Raw genomic sequence first — 18,236 nt, 5'->3', positions numbered from 1 at the left:
TTTCTACTTGTTTGGCCCGTTTTCTATCCAAATTGCGCATATACTAATAAAAGAGAAAGGACACATTATCAGCTTTTATGGATCAATCACGGTGGCAAAAAATTGAACCCATTCTGGATGAAGCGCTGGCTTTCGCAGATCCACAGCAACAAGAGGCATTTGTCAAAAAAGCCTGCGAACCTGATCACAAATTATACAAGCAAGTCAGATCCCTTCTAATTTCCATTCGGGAAGCAAACACAGCGAATTTTCTGGAAGAACACTGATATCGGCAGGATTCCAATCCAAGTAGAAAATTTGTAATATTTTTTTAACCAAGGGATAAATCGGTTGATTATGGAAAGCTTTTCTCAACTAAGGTCATAACCAATCTATGACTTAACATTATATTACTTAATAAACTTATCCTAGTTAAAATAAGCGAAATTGCTTCAAAATAATTTATTAATAAACTATTCAACATTGAATTTATTTACATGTTTGTAAATATTTTTTTATATCGAATTGGAGGTAAGGATCCCTCTAAGTCAAACAAAAACAATAACGAGGACAGATGAGATATGAAAACAACAGTTAGATTACTTTCTGTATTCATAATATTGCTATTTCCATTTGTGCTATTTGCACAAAGCTCAGCCACATTAGAAGGTACGATAACAGATACCAATGGCGAAGCACTTGCCGGAGCCAATATTTTCTTGGTCGAAAGCTCTCAGGGTACAGCTGCAGGCGAAGACGGTAGTTATACCATAGAAAATATTGATCCCGGTACATATACTGTTAGAATTACTTTTGTGGGATACCAGCAGATTGATGAAGAGATATCATTTTCTGCCGGGCAAACGGTTACGCGTAACTTTACCATGCAAGAAACAGCCGTTATGGGCGAAGGAGTAACCGTAACAGTAGGTTCACGAGCCGGCCATACTGCTGCCGATGAACTGGCGGTTCCGGTTGACGTATATACGGCCATCGACCTGGAAAAAGCCGGTACCTCAGAAGTTGGGCAAATGCTTGAACAGGTCGCACCTTCGGTCAACTTTCCCCAACAAACCGTAGCCGACGGGATGGATGCATTAAGATCATTTACATTGCGCGGACTTAGTCCCGATCATACGTTGGTACTCATTAATGGAAAGAGACGCCACAAATCGGCGTTGGTTAACAGACTCGGTTCTGGCATCCAAAAGGGATCGAGTCCCACAGATATGAATGCCATACCGGCTAGCGCGGTACAACAAATGGAAGTTTTGCGCGACGGTGCCGCCGCACAATATGGTTCTGATGCCATTGCAGGGGTTGTAAATATCCAACTCAAGGAGGAACCGGTTCCCTTGTCTCTCAGTTATAAGTTGGGCGGCAATGCTACCGACAATTTTTCCAATGATGGGACAACCCAAGATATTACTGCTTCATACGGATTACCCATCGGTGAGGAGGGATATCTCAACCTGTTTGGAGAACTTCGACTCCAAGATCCAACAAACCGCGCCGGCGCAAGTCCACGCGATCAAATTACAGCTGGTGACGGTGATGTCGTCATGGATATGGATGGAGACGGAGTCCAAGAGGTTGTTGAAAAGAATAATCCTGTGTCTCAACCTAATTTTCATTGGGGCAGCGGAGCATCAGATAATTATTACCTCTGGGGCAACTCTGCCATTCCGATCAACGAATCGATGGAAGTATATGCTTTCGGCGGATACAGTTATCGTGATGCCCTTGGTCAAGGTTTTTATCGCAGATCTCTCGGAGACCGAAACTGGCCGCAAATTTATCCCATCGGATTTCTGCCGGAATTTGATATAAAAATAAATGATTACTCCGGCTCTTTGGGACTTCGCGGGCAGATGGGCGAATGGAATTACGATTTTAATCTGCAAACAGGCAGCAATGATTTCGAGTACAACATCACAAATTCACTTAATGTGACGCTTGGCCCTAACTCCACGCAAACAGAATTTTATGCCGGCACGGTTGGGTTTCAACAGTCGCATGCCATGCTCGATCTCGATCGAACATTTGATGTAGGTCTTGCCGGCCCGCTTAATTTTGCCGCTGGTGCTGTCTATCGCATCGATCAATACGAAATCACGGCAGGCGAAGAAAACTCTTATATCGATGGCCCTGTTAAAACCAATCAAAATGGAGGTCGTGCCGCACCTGGCGCCCAGGTATTTCCCGGATTTCGTCCAAGTCAGGAAGTAGATGAAAGCCGATCAAACATTGCAACCTATGTGGATTTAGAAGCTGACATTACCGAAAAGTTTCTAATGAATGTTGCAGGGCGATTCGAAAGCTACAGTGATTTTGGAGAAACAATAAACGGTAAACTGGCCATGCGCTTTCAGCCACAAGAAGAACTCATATTCCGGGGCGCAGTAAGTACCGGTTTTAGAGCCCCTAACCTTGCACAACGTTATTTTTCAAAGGTATCTACAACCTTTATTAATAATGTGCCATACGAAGTTGGGCTTTTCAATAATGAAAGTGAAGTAGCGGATGCACTTGGTGTTCCGGATCTAAAAGAGGAGAAATCCTTCAACGTGAGTGGTGGTCTTGCAGTAAGTCCTACCGATGCTTTCACCTTCACCGTGGATGTGTTTCATATTGATATCGAAGATCGGATTATTTTATCAGGCAATATGGCCGGTCCTGAAATTGAGAATCTGGTTTCTCAATATGGGGCACAGCGTGTTCAGGTCTTCTCTAACGCCATTGATACACGCACATGGGGTATTGACCTTACGGCCTCCTATCGCACCATAATAGGAGAAAATGGAACCTTATTTTTGAAAGGTGCCTTAAACAGTACCCGAAACCGTCTGGCAAGTAGTGTCGCTACACCAACACAACTTAGTCAGGGATTCGACGAAAGCATCTTTGGCCGGGAAGCTCGCTTAGAACTTGCCCGCGAACGTCCCAAGAATACGCTTAATCTGGAGGCAACATACGATAACGGGCCGTTCAGCTTTAGCATGATGAGCAAACGATATGGAGAAGTACTCGTTCCTGACCAAGATCCAGCTCAGGATTATACACTTAGCAAGGAATGGGTCATTAACTTATCGACCAGCTACGAAATAGTGGACGGATATGCCCGCATCACAGTGGGAGCCCGAAACTTGCTGGACAACTATCCTGATCTGACCCCTGATCACTCTAATTTCCTTGGCATATTCCCTTATCCCACCGCTTCACCACTCGGATTTAATGGGCGATATGTCTACTCTAAACTCTCATTCACCTTTTAATCCAATAACCTAAAGCCCGATAGCTCTCTACTCCTTATTTCGGGGTAGAGAGTATATTGGGTATTATTTTAGATATTAATTATTAATTCTCTTACAATTCAACTCTTTACAAAACGTTGCTGTAATTCTTGAGGATATATTCTACTTGCAGCAAATGTTCTCTGGATAAAACAAGAACCGCGTGCTCAAAAAATTTAGTCTAATGAACAAAGCGTTCCACTCTCGATTACTTACCTGGATTTTATTCATTGTATTTTTTGTATCACTGCCCGGTGAAAGCATAGCTCAAATTGGCTGGGCCAAATCCTATGAAAATGGTATTGTCGTTTCCGCTGAAAAGCATGCCTCCGAGGTTGGTAAAAAGATTATGCAACAAGGAGGCAACGCGGTGGATGCTGCCGTAGCCGTACAGTTTGCCTTAGCAGTTACCGAACCGCGTGCCGGTAATATTGGCGGTGGCGGATTCATGGTGCTACATTTAAACGATGGGACTACCACTTCCCTGGACTTTCGTGAAAGAGCTCCACAAAAAGCAACCAAAGATATGTTCATAAGAAACGGGGAATATCAACCGGACCTTAGCAGAAGATCAGCACTGGCCTCAGGGGTTCCCGGGGTGGTTGACGGCATGATAAAAGCCCTCGAACGATATGGGAACCTTCCGTTGGAAACGGTTATCGCTCCAGCCATAAAACTTGCACGAGAAGGATATAAACTTACGTGGCTACAAGCACAGGACTTAAACGATAAAGCTGATCAGTTTGAAAAGTACCGTTCCTCTTCCAAGTATTTTACCAAAAAAGATGGTTCACCTTACAAAGAAGGGGATCTTTTTGTTCAAAAGGATTTAGCCAAGACTCTCGATCGTATTTCTCGAATGGGGAGAGACGGTTTTTATTCGGGCGTCACCGCTGATAGGATTGTTGAAGAGATGGAACGTCAAGGCGGTATTATCAGCTACAGCGATCTGAAAAACTATGAAAGCAAGTGGCGCGATCCTGTAACGACTAGCTTTAATGGATACGATCTCCACATCATGCCACCACCCAGCAGCGGAAGCATTGCCATTGCACAAATGCTGACCATGCTTGAGGATTATAACTTGAAAGAGCTCGGTTATAACTCTGCTGAGTATATTCATCTCATTACAGAGGTTATGCGTAGAGCTTTTGCCGACCGAGCACATTTTCTCGGTGATCCCGACTTTGTAAATATTCCTCAATCAGAATTACTGACAGAAAATTATAACCAGCAACGCATGGAAGGTTTTAGCTGGAATAAAGCTACCTCCAGCGAGGATATTTCGCACGGCAACCCTATCCAAATCAAAGAGTCCACCGAAACAACCCATTTTTCTATCGTGGATGCCGACGGTAATGCCGTAGCAATAACCACTACCCTAAACGGCTCCTTTGGTAATAAACTTGCGGTCGACGGTGCTGGGTTCTTGCTCAATAATGAAATGGATGACTTTACCGCTCAACCGGGCGAACCCAACATGTTTGGGCTCATTCAAGGCAAGGCCAATGCGGTTGCCCCCAAAAAACGGATGCTCAGCAGCATGTCGCCCACCATTGTAACAAGAAATGACTCTACCCGAATGGTACTGGGCGCCGCCGGCGGACCACGGATCATCACAGCTACATTCCACAACTTTCTAAATATGGTGGTCTTTGGAATGGAACCTCAAGAAGCCAACTCTGCACCGCGCTTCCATCATCAATGGATGCCCGACAAATTATATTATGAAGAGTTTGGGCTGAGTCCCGATACGAAAGAAAAACTCAAAGAATGGGGCCATACCTTAAGTGTAACAGGCGGCGTTGGACGGGCACACACCGTCTATGTTGATGAAAATGGATTGAAATATGGATCCCCCGATCCCCGCGGTGATGGAGCTGCTGAAGGATATTAATCCTGTGATACTTGAAATTATCTTTTAACAATTTACAGTTGTAAATGCCCGCTTCTTTTACCATAATCAATATCGCATGTTCATAATTAAACTAAGTTTCAACGATCATGAGTAACGATATTGGTACCGCCGTACAGTCGATTGAGTGGCGCGAAGATCATGTTCGCATTTTGGACCAGACGTACCTGCCCGGACGTGAAGTGTATAGCGATATTCGAGATGTGGGACGCATGTGGGAAGCCATCAAAAAGCTGCGCATCCGCGGGGCACCCGCTATCGGTATTGCCGCAGCTTATGGATTGTATATGGGGATCAAAGCGCTGCCTGAAAATACATTCGAAAGCTTTATGGTCGAAGTTGATCGCGTTGCTGACTATCTGGAGGGAGCCCGGCCAACAGCTGTAAATCTCAAATGGGCTACGAATCGGATTAAGTCCACCATCCGGGCGCACAAAGATAAAGATATCAGTGAGATTAAAGAGATCGTTTTGCAAACGGCCAAAACCATCCACGATGAGGATAAGCGCATCTGCAAAAAAATTGGAGAAAACGGTGTTAAGCTTATCCCCAAAGAAGCCCAAATGTTAACGCACTGCAATACCGGCAGTCTTGCCACGGGACAATACGGTACGGCCCTGTCAGCAATATTCCACGCCTACGAGCAAGGCAAAAAGCCATTTGTCTGGGTAGATGAAACGCGACCGCTGTTGCAGGGATCTCGCCTCACCGCCTGGGAGCTGATGAACGCGGGAATACCTATGAAAATAATAACCGATTCCAGTGCGGGCTCACTCATGCGTCGTGGCGAAGTCGATCTGGTTATGGTAGGGGCTGATCGTATTGCTACCAATGGTGATGTAGCCAATAAAATCGGGACCTACACCCTTGCAGTGTTAGCCCGCGAAAATGAGATCCCATTTTATGTAGCAGCTCCGCTTTCGACTATCGATATGGAAATGGAATCCGGTGATGAGATTCCTCTGGAGGAGCGCGAACAAGAAGAGGTGCTTAACTACAGCGATGCCCAAATAGCACCCAAAAAAGCCGAAGCGTACAATCCTGCTTTTGATATCACTCCTCACTCATATATCAATGGCTTTGTAACTCAAGAGGGCATTATTGAGCCGCCCTTTGAGGAAGAGTTTAAAAATATTTTCAACGATTGATAAGCCTGAAATCAAGCGTCACTCAAAATTCTCTAAGATAGCATCAGCATCGATACTTCCATGTGAGCCGTGCCAAACCACCTCTCCTTGATCAATCAGGATCGCCTGCGGTGACTCGTGACGAACATCCAGCTCTGATGCTATTTTGTTAGAGGTGTCCCGGCTGCGAACCACATTTACAAAATGCATATCGGCATGCTCTTTTATATTATCTGATGCCATTTCAAGATTTCCTTTCGAGACAAAGCAAACACTGCAGCGGTGGCTGTGTTTATAGATCAGCTGCGGCTTTTCTTTTGATGCCTCAATAATGGGATCTATCTGAGAAGGATCTGAAATCATATCCCAGATCTCACTCGCATCTGATCCCGAAAACGCATTTTTTACTGAATTAAATAAACCCATATACTTTTTTTGCTTTTAGGTGCTAAAACAAGTCCAGCGTGAAACAATAATTTCTTTGTATTAATCTCCCAGGCAAATGCCAATATCTCGAGCCGTTTGTACGGTATCGCTCTCAAGGGAAACTGATTTCATTTTGCCTTCGATGCTGGTAATGGGGATCCGCGTAAGCTTATTATCTTGCAGCACTACCAATTTATTATAGTCGTGCTCTTCCACACAGCGGATAGCAGCCGCTCCAAAACGTAGCGAAATAAGTCGGTCATAGGTGGATGGTGATCCTCCACGCTGAAGATGCCCCAGCACAACCGATCGTGATTCTTTACCCGTTCGCTCAGAAAGTTCATTGGCCACCTGATCAGCAATGCCACCCAGTTGCACCTCCTGTCCCGGTGTTTTACCCTTGGTGACAATTTCACCGTCTTTTTTCTTGGCTCCCTCAGCCACCACTATCATGGTATAATGCAACCCTCTTGACTCCCGTTCTTTTATTTTTTCCACGATAGAATCATAGCTAAAAGGAATTTCGGGAATCAAAACCACATCGGCCGAGGCTGCAATGCCAGAGTAAAGGGCGATCCATCCGGCATAACGTCCCATCACTTCTACTACCATCAGTCGATGATGCGATTCTGCCGTGGTCGTAATCCGGTCAATGGCCTCCGTTGCAATGTCAATAGCCGTATCAAAGCCAAGGGTCACATCACAGCCGTAGATATCGTTATCAATGGTTTTGGGAACGCCCACAATATCAAGTCCTTTCTGGATAAGCTTGCTGGCAATATTCATCGAGCCGTCACCGCCAATGGCCACAAGAGCATCAATACCGTGATCATCAAAGGTCTGAACCAGCTTGTCCGATACATCTTTGGTCCCCCAGCTGCCATCATCTTGCTGATATGGCATCTCAAAGGGGTTGCCCCGGTTGGCTGTTCCTAAAATGGTGCCCCCCTGCAGCGTAATGCCCTGCACGGCTTTGGCATCGAGCTTTACAAAAGGTTCATCGGTAAATATCGATCCATATCCATTTTTAATGCCGTATACTTCCCAACCTCGTTTAAGTGCAGCTAAAGTTGCGGCTCTTATAGCGGCATTAAGACCGGGCGCATCACCCCCGCCTGTATTAATAGCAATCTTCATAAATTAATTTTGTTTTTCTAAGGGTTCCCGCTGCCTGTCAAACACTTCTTCTACTCGTTCAATTCCAAGACCGCGACGAACAATCTTGGTATTATCATCGGTCATATCCAGGATTGTGGTTTCCTGCGAAGGTAGATCCTGCTGATTATCAATAGTTACATCTACCTGCTTTTCAAATTTCCGCAAGAACGGCTCTCTGTCGAACTTTTCCAGGGCGTTTTCATCCATTTCAGGCTTTTTAGCAGTAATGGCGAGCATAGGATTGCCAACCTCACGGACCAAGCCCTCGCAAATTGGATAGTCCGGCACGCGAATGCCTACCGTTTTTTTCTTAGGATGAACAAGCAGCTTGGGCACTTCTTTGGTAGCCGGCAAAATAAAGGTATATGGACCGGGGATCAGTCGCTTAATAAGCTTAAAATTGTAATCAGAAATATGTGCAAACTTTGCGATACCCGATAACGAATCACATAAAATAGTTAAGTGATCCCCTTTCCCCAGCTGTCGGATCTCACGAATCCGCTCAATCCCTTTTTTATTTTTGTAATCGCAACCGAGGGCGTATTGACTGTCAGTCGGAAATAATACTACCGCCCCATCTTTCACCTTGTCAGCAATTTCAAATAATCGTTTAACATGGGGAGTTTCGGGATGCAGTTTGATTCGTTCTGCCATGAATAAACCTCAAATATTTTTGGAGTTATACGATGTTAGATAAGCTCAAAAAAGCGCACGGAATGATTCGCCATAAAATGTTGTGATAGTAAACGAAATGGAATAACATTTAACTTCATAATTCATCTTATTTTATGCGCTTTTGAACTTCATTAATAACACATTGATCACGGATAATCAATACTATTTCTAATATAAATCATTAAATAAATTATTACAGCTATGGATACATCAGTGCAAGCACAATGGTTGGGACATTCAGCTTTTAAACTCGTGGGTCCGCAGGGTACCAATATTTTAGTTGATCCTTTTTTGTCGGGAAATCCTGCTACCCCGGATGAGTATAAACAACAAGATGACATCGATTATATTCTGCTAACCCACGGTCATGAAGATCACGTAGGTGATACCCTTGATATTGCCGATCAAACCGGTTGCAAAGTAGTTACCATGGTTGAACTTTCTCGGCTGCTGGTGAGCAAGCACGGCCTAAACGAAGATCAGGCCATCGAATTTAATAAAGGTGGTACGGTTGCTTTTGATGATTTCTCCGTCACTATGGTTTCAGCCAATCACAGTTCATCCTTCCAGGGCGATTATGCAGGGGAACCGGCCGGACTTGTCATCTCCTTCTACGATGATATTACCTTCTACCATCTTGGGGATACCAACATTTTTTATGAGCTTGAACTGTATGGTGAGCTCTATGAGCCTGATATTGTTGCTGTTCCAATGGGCGATCATTACACCATGGGGCCGGGCGAAGCAGCGATGGCCTGCGATCTGCTTCAAGCCGATTATGCTGTACCCATTCACTACGGCACCTTTCCTCCATTGACGGGTGATCCCGAAGACTTCAAGAAATACACTGAGAAGTCAACTGATACCGAGGTCTGGATTCCCGAAGCAGGAGACCAGTTCTTAGCGTAAGACATAGGCTGATTCCAATAGAAAAAGGCGCAAAAATTTTGCGCCTTTTTCTTATTAGCTAGTAATTTATTTGGTCGAAAGATTATTTCTTCGACAGCTTCTTCTCATCCGGCTTTACGGTTAAGACCGGAGTACTCAGCGACTGTGCTACCTTTTCTGTTGTAGATCCCAGAAGAAGGTGAGCAAAACCGCTGTGGCCATGCGTGGCCATCACTACTACATCTGCATGTTCTGCAGCATAATCTTCAATTCCCAGGTGGGCCGAAACCACTCGTTCAATTGCAGTGTAAATATTTATACGTCTGCTTGATGCATTTTCCGAGATGACAAACTGATCGCTGAACTTTTCGTCACCGCGAGCTATCTTTACATTATCAATGCCCTCAGCTGCCAAATAATCATCCAGCCGCCCCAGCAGTGAATCATAAATGTTCTGTTCGTCAGATTTTTTGGGATCCATGCCTTTGGCATCCAGCGGACTGCCATAAAGTTCCTGCACATGATAAAAAGTAATATCCGCATCATAAATTGTCGCCAGTGTCAAAGCCATCGGTAAGGCCGTAAATGACAACATGGAACCATCCGTCGGTATCATAATTCGTTTTAATCCTTCGGCATTGAGTCCCTCATCTACCGTAAATACCGGAACCGAGGAATGCCGAACGATCTTGTTAGTCGTCGAACCGCGCATCAAATTCGACTTGTGGTGCCCCTTTGTAGGCATCACGATTAAATCATAATTATTCTCTTGTGCATATTCAGTAACAGTGGTAGACGGTTTCCGATCTATTTTGCATATAGCCTCTCCTTTTGTCTCCTCCGCAATATAGTCATCCATCGCCTGTTCCATCTGATGTAAAACCTCTTTTTGGACTGTGGGATACAACTCCTTGTCCACATCCAGTGGAGCCTCCATGTTTGACAGGCTTTTGTGGAAATAAGTAAGCATAGGGATTACATGGATGAAATCAACTTTTGCTCCCGAACGGTGAGCAATTTCCTGGGCATGACGATAAGCCAACTGAGCATTTTCCGAAAAGTCTGTAGGTACTAATATTTTTTTTATTTCCTGCATGATAATAGTCTTTAATATGGAGATTCATCAGTTTAATTAACGTTAGGTTTCCGTCCGTAAATAGTCAAGCCCCATCACCATAATTAATCCAATAAGCATTCCCCAAATACCACTCCAAAAATGGTCTGTCCCAGCCTCTTGAACGGTTAAATACGGGATAAATGGATCGCTTTTTATGAGCTTATTTTTCACAGTTAAAATCTCCACTTCTTTTTGTGCGCCATCACGATTCACCGTTTTGCCTAATCGCTTAAATTCGGGGCGATTTTGATCCGGTGGGTTATTCCGAAGCTCCGCTGCACTTGAACTATTATAAGCCACCACTTCTCTCTTGCTCACAATCTGTTCATACGTGCGATCCTGGTACGGCCAAATCACATAAAGCGATCCAATCAAAAAGCCAATAAGTACCGCCAGCGTCTTTGCTTCGTAGCGACTTAACAGCCACGACAATAACCTGGAAAAAAGCACCAATCCTACAACGGCCCCCACAACAAAAGGAAGCAGTGATAATATCCCTGCCGTTGTTTCGGATGTTCCCAGCTTACCAAACTGTGCTAAGATGTAGTCGTATTTTCGCAGGATAAGCAGAAAATAAGAGCCTGAAATTCCGGGCAAAATCATCGCGCAAATGGCAATAGATCCGCTAAGAAAAACGAACCAGGATGCTTCGGGCGTGTCGGTCGGAACTAAGGTAACTACCCAGAACCCAATACCTGCTCCCAAGGCAACCATGAGCCCGTGTATCCAGTTAAAACCTTCTATAGCTTTGATAAGTACAAATATAGATCCCACTATTAACCCAAAAAAGAGTCCGTACACCAACTCCGGATTCGTAAACATGTACACCTGCAGAGGCACCACTTTCGTAAAAAACAGGATAGCACAGAACATCCCCGAGAGCAGTACCACCATAAATTTCCAGTGTACCTCTCGCAGAGCATCCCGAAACTTGAATGTGAAGAACTGCTTGAAAAAGTGGGAATCAAAACTCTTGATCGCGTTGATGAGGCGCGTATAAATTCCTACAATCAGTGCCAACGTTCCCCCGCTTACACCCGGTACAATGTCCGCCGATCCCATTAAAAAGCCTTTAATCAGCAGAAAGGGAGATTCGCTCCACGATGTTGAGTCTTTGACGGAGTGGTTTTCAGGTTGGTCGTTCTGTGCCAAATCAGTAATTGTTAAAAATGAAAAATTAAAAAATCAGCTGTTAATTTACGTCGAATATAAAACGTAAATTTTCATTAATCGATTTTTAATTCCTCATCCCTTCTTCCACCCTTTTTCACCGATAAGTGGCACAAATTTAAAGTCACTGAAATGCTCCTCCTCATATTCGTCCTCCCTAATTTTGATGAGCCGTACCATTTCCTGCTTGTTTTCATCTCCCACCGGAACAACCAGGCGTCCATTTATATTGAGCTGTTCAACCAAATCCTCAGGCACAACCGGGGCTCCGGCTGTAACCACGATGGCATCATAAGGTGCGTAGGCCGACCATCCGAGCGTACCGTCCCCCAGCTTGGCACGAATAGAATACCCCAGCTCTTTCAAGGTAGATTTTGCCTTTTTATAAAGCTTCTCATGGCGCTCAACCGTATATACATTCGCACCTAGCTCACATAAAATTGCCGCCTGGTATCCTGACCCGGTTCCAATTTCCAGTACTTTTTCGCCGGGTTGTATTTCAAGCAATTCCGTCTGTCGAGCTACGGTATATGGCTGTGATATGGTCTGGTCTTTACCAATGGGCAAGGCAGTGTCTTTATAGGCACGATCCTGCAGCGCCGTATCCACAAAAACATGACGCGGAACTATATTAAAGGCCTCCAGCACACGCTGATTATTAATACCTTTATCAGCCAGCGCTTGAACCAATCGACGGCGGCGCTGCTTAAACTTTGGATTATCTGCTCCTGAACCCCAATTTAACATGATAAACTTTTGTATTTTACCAACCGATTATGAATTGAATATAACATAAGGAACTTGCGGCAAATTATTCGATTTTTAATCAATGAAAACTTTTTTACTATCAAAATAGCGGATATAAATTCAATTGAGACCAACACCTTGAGATTATGAAAACCTTTCTAAAGATAGCCGGCGCTATACTCGGATTATTTATTGTTATTGTTATTGGACTAAACATTTACTTTTCGGATGAACGCCTTAAAAATACCGTCATGCCTTATGTTGATGATGCCGTAGGTCGCACTGTAAATGTAGAAAAAATGTCTTTGACGCTATTCAGCACTTTTCCCCGGCCCGGCATAAGTATACAAAACATGAGTATCCCCGGGGAAACCGAAAGCGATACCCTCCTTTCGCTGGACGAACTTATTGTTTCCGTTGAACTTTTCTCTCTGCTGGGCGATCAGATCAACATTTCGGAAATCAGCCTTAAAAATCCTCAGTTCACTTATATTGTAAATGCCGACAGCACTACCAATATCGACTTCTTAATGGCTGAGGAGGCCGAGACCGACACTACATCCGAGGCTATGGCTGTAAATATCCCCTATTTTAATATTAGCGGAGGAGACTTTGGTTATCAGGATGCTACTTCCGAAACAAACATCCGGATCAATGACCTCAATGCTGATATTTCTCTCAACTATGCCGACCTGATTACAAGCACCATCGATTTACAATTGGGCGGGCTTTCGGCTTCAATGGGAGAAAGTACCTACCTTAACAACCTTCCGCTGAGCATGAGCCAAGAGTCCACTATCGACTTGGAAAACGAAACGATAACACTTGATGAAGGCACTTTTTCCATCCGCGGACTGGCACTTAATCTAACCGGTTCGCTCTCTGACTGGAGTAATGATCTAAACGGTGATCTTACATTTAATTCATCATCCGACAATTTTGGAGAGCTCTTACGCCTCGTCCCCGCCGAATACGAAGAATATACTCAGGGACTTGAAACCCGCGGAGCGCTATCAATTGATGGTACACTCAAAGGTGCATTACTGGGGGAAGAGTTGCCGAACTTTGATATCGGAATTACAGTCAGTGACGGATACGTAAAAAACCCGGACCTGCCGCAATCCATTGAAAACATCCAGCTGGCAGCCAATGCCTCCAATAACCTGATTGCTGTAGAAAACCTAACCGCTCAGGCCGGGGAAAATAACCTGGCGGCAAGCGGTCGACTCGAAAATCCTATGGAAGATAACGGTACATTTTCGGTCGATTTCGATTCGGATATAAATCTGGCTACGATAAGCGCTTTTTATGACATCAGCCAATTTGATATTGAAGATCTTGGCGGACAGCTTACTGCCAATGGACAGGCATCCGGAAATATGGCGGTTCCCGAAGAAGCAACTTTTGATGCCACAGTCTCGCTGAGTAATGGCTTGCTCAAATATGCCGAAGTAGCCAAGCCTATCGACAATATTTCCATTGATGCAAAAGCGAATCAATCCGTGATCACGATAAATAACATGGAGCTGCAAGCCGCAGCCAACACCTTTTCGATGAACGGATCGATAAACGAGCCAATGAATGCAGAACAGCGCAGTGTCGATCTGACAACAGATTTAAGTTTTGATCTCGGCACAATCAAAGATTTTTACCCCATCGATGAAGATACACTAAGTATGCGGGGCCAATTTACGGCGCAGGCAGTCTTAAAAGGAAAAGCCGATCAGATTGAAAACGCCGTTCAATCAGGAAACATCTCCCTTTCTGATGGGTTTATCAGCCATAAATCGCTGGGCAAACCTATTGAAAATATCACCCTGAATTCTTCTCTGGATGGACCCAGCCTTACCATTGAAAAAGCCAGTTTCACTACCGGGGATAACAACTTGAGCATTTCTGGAAATGTGAACAATTATCTGAGTGACAATAGAACCGTTGATATTGAACTGGCAGGTAAAGCCGCACTCAATCAGATCAAGGACTACTACGAGTTACAACCCACAATCACTGAACTTACCGGTTTGGCCGACCTCAATTTGCGCGTGGAGGGAGCCCTCAATGATCCCGCAAATATGAAATTCAATGGACAACTGACAGCGCAACAAATCAATATGGCTGGTGAGGCCATGGTCCAGCCGGTTACCAACCTTAATGGCAAACTTAACCTTTCGCCCGGTTCCGTAGATTTGGATCAGTTATCCTTTAATATTGGCTCCTCCGATATCGCACTTACGGGATCGCTGCGCAATTATATGGAGTATCTCAAAGCCGAAGAAAATCGAAGTACAACACCATATCTCGAGGGTACGTACAAAAGTAATTTTCTTAATATGGATGAGCTGATCGATTGGAGTGACACAACAGAAACCACGGAGCCAATCCCCATCCATCTGCCCGATCTGAACAGTTCGGTAAATGCTGCCATCGATAAAATGATTGTTACCGGCGTTACAATGACTAATTTAACGGCCAAAGCTACCACATCTCCGGACGATATTACCATGGATCAAGCTTCTATTAATCTCTTTGACGGGGAAGCAACTGGCTCTTTTACCTGGGAGGTTCCCGAACCCGAGCGGACCATGATCTCATTCAACGGAACCTTGGACAGCTTGCAAGCGGCTGCCTTCTTTGATGAATTCCAGGTGCTCGGTGAGAACAGCAATTTCCACGAATACGTATCCGGGGCCTTCAATGCCGATGTAGAATACTATTCCGAGCTTGACAAGTTTTTAGCACCCGTCATCGAAACATCAACGATGGACGGAAATTTTGGAATGACTAACTCACGAATACAGGGTCATCCCATACAAATAAAACTGGCTGCAATGCTAAATGCCAAAGAGCTCAACAATATCGGTCTTGATAAATTCAACAGCACCTATTCCCTTAAAAATAGTGTCTTTTCCATTAATGATCTGCGCATGACCAGCGACGATATAGGTATGGAGCTCAATGGGACCCAGCACATGGTATCCGGAAAAATTGACTATCAAACCAAACTTTTCTTGCCGGCTCGCTTCAAGAAAGGCATTGCATCAGTCATAAGCTCCCAAGCTGTAGAAGCGTTAACACAAGAAAACGGCACGATTATGGTTCCGCTTCGGATGACGGGCACCCAGGTAAATCCAACCATCCGCCCGGACAAAGAAGCCATTGCTCCCATTGTGAAAGACTATCTGAAAGACAAAGGCAAAAATCTTCTCAAGGGATTATTCGACAACTAATTACAACGATTTTACCCCAATACACGTTGTCAACTGATGCTACGAAATGTTATCTTTGCGAACTGTAAGTACATTATTTTTGATAAATAAGGAAGCATCCTGATTCATGAACAAATTACATATTTATAATACGCTGTCCCGTAAAAAAGAGGAATTCAAACCTATCAAAGATGGCTTTGTAGGTATCTATGTATGTGGGCCTACGGTGTATGGAGATCCCCACCTGGGACACGCCAAAAGTTATGTGTCATTTGATGTAGTGATTCGGTATCTCCGCTATTTAGGGTACAACGTTCGTTACGTCCAAAATATCACAGATGTAGGACACTTAACCGACGATGCCGATCAAGGTGAGGATAAGCTGGAGAAACAGGCTGCAATAGAAAAGCTGGAGCCCATGGAGATTGCTGAGAAATATACCTATAACTATTTCCGCGATATGGATGCGCTTGGCGTTCAGCGACCTGATATTTCTCCCAGGGCCACAGGACATATTATAGAGCAGATCGAAATGGTAAAGAAACTTCTCGAAAATGGTCATGCCTACGAAACCGACGGCAATGTCTATTTTGATGTTTCCTCGGATGAAGATTACGGTAAGCTCAGCGGCCGGGATGTTGAAGACCAGGAAAGTGGTGCCCGTATCGAGACGGCCAGCGACAAGCGTTCACCCGAAGATTTTGCCCTCTGGAAAAAAGCAGATGACGGCCATATTATGAAGTGGCCTTCCCCCTGGGGAATGGGCTATCCCGGCTGGCACGTTGAGTGCTCGGCCATGTCCACAAAATACTTGGGCGAACATTTTGATATTCACGGCGGCGGCATGGATAACCAGTTTCCGCATCATGAATGCGAGATTGCCCAGAGCGAAGGTGCTTTTAACAAACCTTTTGCCAACTACTGGATGCACAATAACATGGTTACCCTTGAGGGACAAAAGATGGGTAAATCACTGGGCAACGCAATCTCATTACACGAATTTTTCTCCGGCGATCATGAGCTGCTTAATCACTCCTGGGATCCGCAGATCATACGATTCTTCCTGCTTCAAAGTCACTATCGCAGTACAACTGATTTTTCCGAAGATGCCCTCTCGGGAGCCGAAAACGGGTTGCGAAGCCTGCAAGAAATGATTGAAACAATCACCAATGCAGAGGATGGTTCTGCTGATGCTTATGAGTTGGAATCGCTGAAAACCTCACTCGAGAGCAAACTCAATGACGACTTCAATACGGCACAGGCCATTGCCGTTCTTTTTGACGAACTCAAAACTATCCGCAAACAAATTAACACCGGAGATATCCCTGAAAATATTGCCGATATTAAAGAGTTTCTGCAAGATTTTGTGGATGGTGTGCTTGGGCTCTGGCCACAAGAAAACCAATCATCTGCCGGCAATGATAAAACGCATGATCTTATTGAACTGCTTATTGATATCCGCAATAATGCACGTCACGAAAAGAATTTTGAACTCTCAGATACCATCCGTGATCGCCTCGAAGAGCTGGACATCAAGTTGATGGACAGCCCCGAAGGTACAGATTATAAAATTGTGAATTAACAGCTAATAAAATTTTCATACAGTTTTTTAAAGATAGGCATTAATCAATTCTCACTATTGTTGAGAAAACGCAACGAATGCCTGTAGCAAAACCATCCGAATAGATAAAAATTTACATGAACTTATTACTTTTAGCTAACGATTATTTTACTTGGTCAGCCGATCCAGTAGCCTTTAGTCTGGGACCGCTCGAACCGCGCTGGTATGGCATTTTATTTGCTGCCTCATTCTTGGTTGGTTTTTGGCTGACACGAAAGATGTTTATTCATGCCAAACGCGATCCGGAGGAAGTTGATCAACTTTTGACATATGTTCTTATAGCTACGGTTGTCGGTGCTCGTCTTGGACACGTGCTTTTTTATGATCCCGGCTTCTACCTGCGATATCCTTCCGAGATTTTAAAAATTTGGCATGGCGGACTGGCCAGTCACGGCGCGGCTATCGGGATCATCATTGCCATGTATCTATTTACCAAAAAATTTAGGGACATGAATTTTCTCTGGCTGGCCGATCGCGTCGTTGTTGTCGTTGCCATTGCAGGGGCTTTTATCCGAACCGGAAACTTCATGAACTCTGAAATTGTCGGAGAACCCACCGAACTGGCATGGGGAGTTATTTTCACCAGAGTGGATATGGTTCCGCGTCACCCCACCCAGCTGTATGAAGCCCTGCTCTGTATTTTAGTATTCGGCATTTTATGGAAAGTGTATCACTCATACCGTAAAAGTCCTCCGGAGGGATCGCTGTTCGGTCTTTTTTTGACTACGCTGTTCACCGGACGTTTCCTCCTTGAATTCACCAAAATGGAACAGGCCGCCTTTGCCGCTGACTGGCTATTTAACATGGGACAATGGCTCAGCATCCCGCTTATTGCCATCGGCATATGGCTGATGATCAAAAAAGTAGACTGGAGCCAATCTCCACCCGTCGAATCACAGAAAAATTAATCCATC

At 44.5% G+C, this 18,236-nt stretch carries 14 protein-coding genes; 8 read left to right on the top strand and 6 right to left on the bottom strand.

What is annotated here, in order from left to right; translation table 11 throughout:
* Positions 1-77: 77 nt before the first annotated feature.
* From ACT3IB_RS10920 to mtnA, 4 genes are all read left to right on the top strand, one after another.
* Complete coding sequence (locus ACT3IB_RS10920; protein WP_491539050.1) at positions 78-266, top strand: hypothetical protein; 189 nt, start codon at positions 78-80, stop codon at positions 264-266.
* Between the two features lie 294 nt (positions 267-560).
* Positions 561-3,254: a TonB-dependent receptor gene (locus ACT3IB_RS10915; RefSeq protein ID WP_491539049.1), complete on the top strand. Its 2,694-nt coding sequence runs from the start codon at positions 561-563 to the stop codon at positions 3,252-3,254.
* 202 nt (positions 3,255-3,456) lie between these two features.
* Positions 3,457-5,169: a gamma-glutamyltransferase gene (gene ggt, locus ACT3IB_RS10910; RefSeq protein WP_491539048.1), complete on the top strand. Its 1,713-nt coding sequence runs from the start codon at positions 3,457-3,459 to the stop codon at positions 5,167-5,169.
* A gap of 107 nt (positions 5,170-5,276) precedes the next feature.
* Positions 5,277-6,335 carry an S-methyl-5-thioribose-1-phosphate isomerase gene (gene mtnA, locus ACT3IB_RS10905; RefSeq protein ID WP_491539047.1) on the top strand — a complete coding sequence of 353 codons (1,059 nt, stop codon included), beginning with the start codon at positions 5,277-5,279 and terminating at the stop codon, positions 6,333-6,335.
* Positions 6,336-6,353: 18 nt separating this feature from the next.
* Here the strand turns inward: mtnA and ytxJ are convergent, their stop codons facing one another.
* Genes ytxJ through ACT3IB_RS10890 form a run of 3 tightly spaced genes read right to left on the bottom strand, consistent with a single transcriptional unit; the run spans position 6,354 to position 8,552 of the window.
* A complete protein-coding gene (ytxJ, locus tag ACT3IB_RS10900) occupies positions 6,354-6,740 on the bottom strand; it encodes a bacillithiol system redox-active protein YtxJ (protein WP_491539046.1) in 387 nt (128 codons plus the stop codon).
* Positions 6,741-6,800: 60 nt separating this feature from the next.
* A complete protein-coding gene (locus ACT3IB_RS10895) occupies positions 6,801-7,877 on the bottom strand; it encodes a 6-phosphofructokinase (protein WP_491539045.1) in 1,077 nt (358 codons plus the stop codon).
* A gap of 3 nt (positions 7,878-7,880) precedes the next feature.
* Entirely contained in the window at positions 7,881-8,552 is a 672-nt protein-coding gene (locus tag ACT3IB_RS10890; RefSeq protein ID WP_491539044.1) for an L-threonylcarbamoyladenylate synthase, read from the bottom strand.
* A gap of 222 nt (positions 8,553-8,774) precedes the next feature.
* On the opposite strand from ACT3IB_RS10890, the gene ACT3IB_RS10885 reads away from it, so the two are divergent.
* Positions 8,775-9,482 carry a metal-dependent hydrolase gene (locus tag ACT3IB_RS10885; RefSeq protein WP_491539043.1) on the top strand — a complete coding sequence of 236 codons (708 nt, stop codon included), beginning with the start codon at positions 8,775-8,777 and terminating at the stop codon, positions 9,480-9,482.
* Positions 9,483-9,564: 82 nt separating this feature from the next.
* On the opposite strand, the gene ACT3IB_RS10880 is transcribed toward ACT3IB_RS10885, so the two are convergent.
* From ACT3IB_RS10880 to ACT3IB_RS10870, 3 genes are all read right to left on the bottom strand, one after another.
* A complete protein-coding gene (locus tag ACT3IB_RS10880; RefSeq protein ID WP_491539042.1) occupies positions 9,565-10,557 on the bottom strand; it encodes a universal stress protein in 993 nt (330 codons plus the stop codon).
* Between the two features lie 42 nt (positions 10,558-10,599).
* Complete coding sequence (locus ACT3IB_RS10875; protein WP_491539041.1) at positions 10,600-11,730, bottom strand: DUF368 domain-containing protein; 1,131 nt, start codon at positions 11,728-11,730, stop codon at positions 10,600-10,602.
* Between the two features lie 93 nt (positions 11,731-11,823).
* On the bottom strand, positions 11,824-12,495 hold the full coding sequence (locus tag ACT3IB_RS10870; protein ID WP_491539040.1) for a protein-L-isoaspartate(D-aspartate) O-methyltransferase: 672 nt from the start codon (positions 12,493-12,495) through the stop codon (positions 11,824-11,826).
* Positions 12,496-12,641: 146 nt separating this feature from the next.
* Here ACT3IB_RS10870 and ACT3IB_RS10865 point away from each other — a divergent pair, with 146 nt between their 5' ends.
* The 3 genes from ACT3IB_RS10865 (at position 12,642) to lgt (ending at position 18,230) form a co-directional block, all read left to right on the top strand.
* A complete protein-coding gene (locus ACT3IB_RS10865) occupies positions 12,642-15,722 on the top strand; it encodes a DUF748 domain-containing protein (protein ID WP_491539039.1) in 3,081 nt (1,026 codons plus the stop codon).
* Between the two features lie 106 nt (positions 15,723-15,828).
* Positions 15,829-17,283 (top strand): cysteine--tRNA ligase, encoded by a 1,455-nt coding sequence (gene cysS, locus ACT3IB_RS10860; RefSeq protein ID WP_491539038.1) that lies wholly within the window; start codon positions 15,829-15,831, stop codon positions 17,281-17,283.
* Positions 17,284-17,399: 116 nt separating this feature from the next.
* The gene (gene lgt, locus ACT3IB_RS10855) at positions 17,400-18,230 is read left to right on the top strand and encodes a prolipoprotein diacylglyceryl transferase (protein ID WP_491539037.1); all 831 of its coding nucleotides are present in this window, start codon (positions 17,400-17,402) and stop codon (positions 18,228-18,230) included.
* Positions 18,231-18,236: the final 6 nt, after the last annotated feature.

The organism is Fodinibius sp. GM21, from assembly GCF_058386955.1.
The sequence above is the reverse complement of the archived record's forward strand: the minus strand, read 5'-3'. Positions and strand labels throughout refer to the sequence as shown.